At 31.8% G+C, this 6152-nt stretch carries 4 protein-coding genes; all 4 read right to left on the bottom strand.

What is annotated here, in order from left to right:
* Nucleotides 1-156 precede the first annotated feature (156 nt).
* Nucleotides 157-1410, bottom strand: coding sequence for an ATP-binding protein (locus V7083_RS21860; RefSeq protein ID WP_335482042.1), 1254 nt, complete (start codon nucleotides 1408-1410; stop codon nucleotides 157-159).
* 390 nt (nucleotides 1411-1800) lie between these two features.
* Nucleotides 1801-3036, bottom strand: coding sequence for an ATP-binding protein (locus V7083_RS21855; RefSeq protein ID WP_335482040.1), 1236 nt, complete (start codon nucleotides 3034-3036; stop codon nucleotides 1801-1803).
* Nucleotides 3037-3114: 78 nt separating this feature from the next.
* Complete coding sequence (locus V7083_RS21850) at nucleotides 3115-4359, bottom strand: ATP-binding protein (protein ID WP_335482038.1); 1245 nt, start codon at nucleotides 4357-4359, stop codon at nucleotides 3115-3117.
* A 207-nt stretch (nucleotides 4360-4566) separates the two neighbouring features.
* Nucleotides 4567-5982 (bottom strand): amino acid permease, encoded by a 1416-nt coding sequence (locus V7083_RS21845; RefSeq protein ID WP_335482037.1) that lies wholly within the window; start codon nucleotides 5980-5982, stop codon nucleotides 4567-4569.
* Between the last annotated feature and the right edge of the window lie 170 nt (nucleotides 5983-6152).

Genomic DNA, 6152 nt, shown 5'->3' with positions numbered 1-6152 from the left:
ATAATTACCTTTTTCTACTGTATCATATAAAAAAATCCATCTTTCTACATTATAAATCAATTATTTTAAGAGAAATAGATTAAAATATACGGAATCATAAAAAAAAGCACCTTGTTTTATTGAAGATCCACAAAGTCACCAAAATATGTAAATTTTTTAAGGCATTATGGGTTCTAATTGTCTAATTGGTAAAATAATTTCTACTTTAGTTCCTTTTTCAGGATTGTTTTTAATATTAAATTCGCCTTTGTGATCACGAATTATTTGATTGGAAACCATTAACCCTAATCCTGTTCCGTCTTTTTTGGTGGTGTAAAAAGGTTCACCGAGTTTTAAAAGGTGTTCATCCTCAATTCCGCTTCCTTCATCCTGGATAGCGATATACATCTTATTTTCTCCCATTTCATTGATATGAACCCTAATTCCCCCCCCATCTGTCATCGATTCAATCGCGTTTTTTATCAGATTAATAAATACCTGCTTCAGTTGTTTGTCATCACATTCGATTGATGGTAATGAAGAATCTGTTACGGTTTCAATCCTGATTCCTTGAACCTCAGCCTGATGGTTCAAAATAGATACAGTATAGTCTATAATTTCATCAATTTTGGCCTTTTTTAATTGAAGGGGCCTTGGTTTCCCAATAAACATTAAATCATTAACTATTAAATTAATCCGATCCAACTCCTGAATCATAATTGAATAATAATCATTAGTATTTGGAAAATTCTCTTTCTGCAATTGAATAAATCCTTTAATTGATGAAATGGGATTACGTATTTCATGACCAATCGCAGTTGCCATTTGTCCAATAACTGCAAGCTTTTCTTTTTGTTTTAACACTTCATAAACCTCAGTTAATGTGTGAATATAGGAATTAAATCTTATAAATATAATAGATGCTATTATAGCGAGTATTGCCAAGATAATAATTGGAGGTAATACATCTGTCTGACGTAAAACTATTCCAATTATTGCATACTTCATAATTGAACCTATTGCAACCGTCCAATAAAAACGTTTACTTACAAATACTGGTGAAATAAAAACAAATAATAGTTCAACAATATTTCCAGAAGCAAAGTTTTGTGGGGCTCCAAAATACTTTACCAGACTATTAATTACATCAATCATAGAAAAACTAATAAACAGAAAATATTTAACTATGTAAGGATTCCTTTTTTTAATTAGAGCAACAGAAACCGGGAATAGCAGTAAAGTGAGAAAATAGTACCAATATCCAAGGCCAGTGTCAGGAAACCTATTTTTTCTATATGTTGTATATTCAGGTATAATAAAATACCAAATCAGTTCATAAGCAGTAAAAAGGGTAAAAAACAGACATAAGAATAGTTTAATAGCCTTTTTTTCTTCAAGTATCAATTTGTTACTTATGTTGCCATCGTTCATTTTATTTAACTCCTATTCATTTAACAAAAAGATATTTTAATTCTATTCCATTCTACTACCTTACAAAAGATATATAATAAACACGTTTTGAAATTATCTGACTGTAAAAAAACAGTAGGAATTATTATTATAGTAATAAGAGGACCCCCTCAAATTAGAGATCCCCTATAAATATAAAAAATAAACTCCCTCAACAAGAACTATAACTCGAAAAATGGGCACTAATTAAAAAGGACCCCTTTTTCGTTTTTTTCTATGTCCTTAGATACAAGACCCTTTATGATGTCATTAGAAGAAAAACACAAAATGGGAGGACAGAATCAAATTCTTAGAGCGGAAAATGATTTTTTTAATAAGTTAGAGGAACTTTATATATTTTTTTTAGCTATTTTATTTTTGCTTTACAGGCAATTTTACGATTACCTTCGTCCCTATTCCCTCTTGACTCTCTATTTTTATCTCACCATTATGGTCATTTATAATCTGCTTGGACACCATTAACCCCAACCCTGTTCCCTCTTTTTTTGTTGTAAAGAATGGAGTGCCGAGGGTTTTAATACTTTTTTGAGGTACACCGCACCCTTCATCTTCTATTGATATAAAGATATGTGTTTTATTATCAAGAGTTACTGTTACTATAATATTCCCTCCATCAGGCATGGCTTCAATTGCATTTTTTATTATATTTAGAAATACCTGTTTTAATTGGTTTATGTCACATTTTAATGGAGGAAGTTGCTCATCAACTTTTGTGACTATTTTAACTTTATTACATTTAGCCTGTGGTTGAATAACTGATATGGAGTAGTTAATAATCTCTGTTATACTAGCATTCTCGTTTGAGATGGACCTCGGTTTGCCGATTAATGTTAAGTCATTTACAATTAAATTTATCCGATCCACTTCCTGGATCATAATTTGATAATAATCATTTGATTCAGGATAGCTCTCTTTTTGCATTTGAATAAATTCTTTTAGTGAGGCAATAGGATTACGAATTTCATGCCCAATCATAGTTGCCATTTGACCGATTAATGCTAACTTTTCTTTTTGACGTATCTCTTCATAAACCTCTGATAAAGCTTTTAAATACGATTCGAATCTATTTAAAATGATAAATGTAATAACGGATAAACAAATAATTAAAACAGCCGGAGACAGTGGAATTGTAGTTTGTAAGAGAGCCGCTAGAAAAATATATTTTCCTATTATCACTAGTGAAACAACCCAGTGGAATTTTTTATTTACAAAAATAGGGGAAAATATAATAATTAAAAGTTCAGCAAAATTCCCAAATGCAAACTTAGTATCATGTCCTAAGTACCTTATTATACTATTTACAGTATTCCAAAATATATAATTCCCAAAAATTAAGTACTTTACGGGATATGGATTATTCCTTTTTATAAAAAATATTGCAAAAGGTATTATTGATAAATATAAAATATAAATCCAATAACCTAAGCCTTCATTAATTTTTACTTTATTATAGGAAGAAAAATGCGGTAGTACATCATACCATAAAGCATCAAAAAATATAGCAATTAGATAGAACAAGCAGATAAAAAATTTAATTGCTTTTGTTTCTTCATAAATCAATTCAGGAATATTGCTATCTTCTTTCATCAAAGTAACCCCTTAACTTCAATACGTTCAAATTATTTATTTTGAAAAATTACATTCCAGTTCCATCTTTTTATTATTTTAAAACTGCAATTTTTGTTTAACAGGTAATTTTAATATTATCTTAGTCCCCTTTCCTTGCTTACTATCTATTTTTATTTCGCCATGATGATCACTAATGATTTGTTTTGATACCATTAATGCTAATCCTGTCCCGTCATTATTAGCTTTATAGAATGGAGCCGCCAAATTTTCAAAAATTTCACGGGAAATTCCACAGAATTCATCTTCGATCGTGATATTTATATGTGAATCCTTTTTATGATTTACTAAAATCCTCAAAACACCACCGTTAGGCATTGCCTCAATTGCTATATTTATTAAATTTATAAATACCTGTTTTAACTGATTCTCATCACATTCAATATCAGGAAGTTTTTCTTCGAAAACTGATTCAATCTTAACATTTTTCTGTTTAGCCTGTTGCTGTATTACTGATAAGGTATAATCTATAACTTCATTTATTTTTACTTTATTAAAAGAAATTGCCCTTGGTTTTCCGATAAACATCAAATCATTTACTATTGAATTAATTCGATCAATTTCTTGTATCATAATTTGATAATTATCGTTGGTATTAGGATATTGTTCTTTTTGGAATTGTATAAATCCTCTTAAAGAAGCAATCGGATTACGAATTTCATGCCCGATTGCTGTTGCTATTTTTCCGATTGTAGCTAATTTCTCTTTCCATTGCAATTCATCCTTAATAGTTTTTAAAGATTTTGTATATGATTCGAATCTTTTTAAAAGTATAAACGTGATAGCTGATAAAACAGCTATTAATAAAGAAATAGAAAGTGGTTTAGTGGTTTGTAGTACGGCCATCAAAAATATATATTTACCCATAATAACTATTGAAACAATCCAGTGGAATTTTTCATTTACAAATATAGGTGAAAAAATGATGAAAAATAACTCTGAGATATTCCCTGATGCAAACATTGTTTCTTTCCCATAATACCTAATTAAATTATCGACAATATCAATAATAATGTAACTTAGTAAAATTATATATTTTACTGGATAGGGGTTGTCCTTTTTTATAAAAAAAACGGCAACTGGGATAAAAGATAAATTTAGAATATATAACCAATATCCCAATCCCTCGTTAATATTTCCGGTTTCAAATGACCACAAATGTGGCAATAGAAAATACCACAAAATATCAAAAGCAATGTATGAGAAATATATTATAAACATAAAAAGTTTGATAGCCTTCTTTTCTTCAAAAACTAACTTTGGAATACTACTTCCCTCTTTCATTATAAAAAAACTCCTTAACCGCGATACATAATAATTTAGCCACTTCCATTCTACCATCTTTCAGTAAATTTTTTTACAAAAACAACAACACAAAGACACATTTCGTCATTTTCCGACAATAAGAAAATAGTCCGTGGTATCTATTAAGGAACTTAAACAAAAAAGAGAAATCTCCTACTAATAAGGAGATTCCCCTACTTTACATGTTTATCCAACCTTTTTCATTAGTACATTTGTTTCGTTTAATGTAGAGTGCTTGCGGCCATAGCCAAAGTAGATAAACAATCCAATAATAAGCCATACTCCGAAGGCGATCCAAGTTGCTTTCGGTAATTGCAATGACAGGTAGCCGCAGAATACGAAGGCAAGTATTGGAACATACGGGACGAACGGAACTTTGAAACCGGTCTTCGGTGCTTGATCATTTTTCCGAAGGTATAGAATACCAACTGATACCGTCATAAAGGCGAATAGGGTTCCAATGTTTGTTAGTTCCGCAAGTTTTCCTAGCGGAATTAATCCAGAAAAGATTGACACAATTAACGCTGTGATCCAAGTATTCACCAGTGGAGTTTGCTTTTTCTTGTCTACTTTTGAAAACACTTTTGGCAGTAAACCGTCACGGCTGATGGCATAGAATAAACGCGTTTGTCCATAGATCATAACTAATAATACGGTTGTGATTCCAACAATGGCCCCGATTGAAATAAAGCCTGCCACCCAATCCTGATGGATGTAGTTAAGAGCGAAGGCAACCGGGTTTTTAACTCCAAGTTTTTGATAAGGAACAATTCCTGTTAAAATCGCGGAAACTGCGATGTATAAAACTGTACAAACCAGTAAGGATGCAATAATCCCGATTGGCATGTTACGCTGCGGATTTTTTACTTCCTCTGCTGCAGTTGATACTGCATCGAAGCCAATGTAAGCAAAGAATACGGTAGCTGCTCCAGTGGCAACTCCGGAGAAACCGAATGGCATGAATGGTGTCCAGTTAGCTGGTTTTACATACCAAACACCTACCCCAATAAACAAAACTACAACCGCTAATTTAATGATAACCATAATACTGTTGAAGCGTGCAGATTTTTTTACGCCTTGTGTTAAAAGGAATGTGATCAATAAAACAATTAAGACAGCTGGCACATCAATATAAGTTCCGTTGGCAGGATCATAGGCACTAGTAATCGCTTTGGGCAGGTGAATGCCAAATCCGGCAAGTAGCCCTTGTGCATATCCAGACCATCCGCTGGCAACGGCGGAACTAGCAAAGCCATATTCAAGGATTAAATCCCATCCTAAGATCCAGGCAATTAATTCACCGAATGTTGCATAGCTGTAAGTATATGCGCTCCCCGAAACCGGTACAGTTGAAGCAAATTCTGCATAACATAGTGCTGCGAATACACAGGCTAGACCAGATAATACAAATGAAAGTATAAGCGCCGGTCCAGCATGTTCTGCGGCAGCTACACCAGTAAGTACGAATATTCCTGTTCCAATAATAGCTCCGATCCCCAGCATGGAGAGATCAAAAGCTCCCAAATCCTTTTTTAATGTTACGTCTTTTTTTTCAACCTCTTGAATAAGAGATTGAATTGACTTTTTTCTAAATAAATCCATATAGGAACCTCCTGGCATAATAATCAAATTTTCCGAAAAAAAAGATAATAAATAATTTCATATTGAAATAATATAATCTTTTTTGTGAAAAAGCAATATTTTTCGAAAAATTAATCTATTTGAAAATAATCCCACTGTTTTAAAAGAAAATAAAAGAATTTCGGTAAACT

The organism is Bacillus sp. JJ1764 (genome assembly GCF_036962145.1).
Classification (GTDB): domain Bacteria; phylum Bacillota; class Bacilli; order Bacillales; family Cytobacillaceae; genus Neobacillus.
Note: the sequence above shows the minus strand (reverse complement) of the source record. Positions and strands in the feature narration are given on the sequence as shown.

What these genes read in the sequence shown, in the direction of transcription:
- V7083_RS21860 (WP_335482042.1), bottom strand. Translation starts at nt 1,410, where the DNA reads ATGAACGATGGCAACATAAGTAACAAATTGATACTTGAAGAAAAAAAG.
- V7083_RS21855 (WP_335482040.1), bottom strand. Translation starts at nt 3,036, where the DNA reads ATGAAAGAAGATAGCAATATTCCTGAATTGATTTATGAAGAAACAAAA.
- V7083_RS21850 (WP_335482038.1), bottom strand. Translation starts at nt 4,359, where the DNA reads ATGAAAGAGGGAAGTAGTATTCCAAAGTTAGTTTTTGAAGAAAAGAAG.
- V7083_RS21845 (WP_335482037.1), bottom strand. Translation starts at nt 5,982, where the DNA reads ATGGATTTATTTAGAAAAAAGTCAATTCAATCTCTTATTCAAGAGGTT.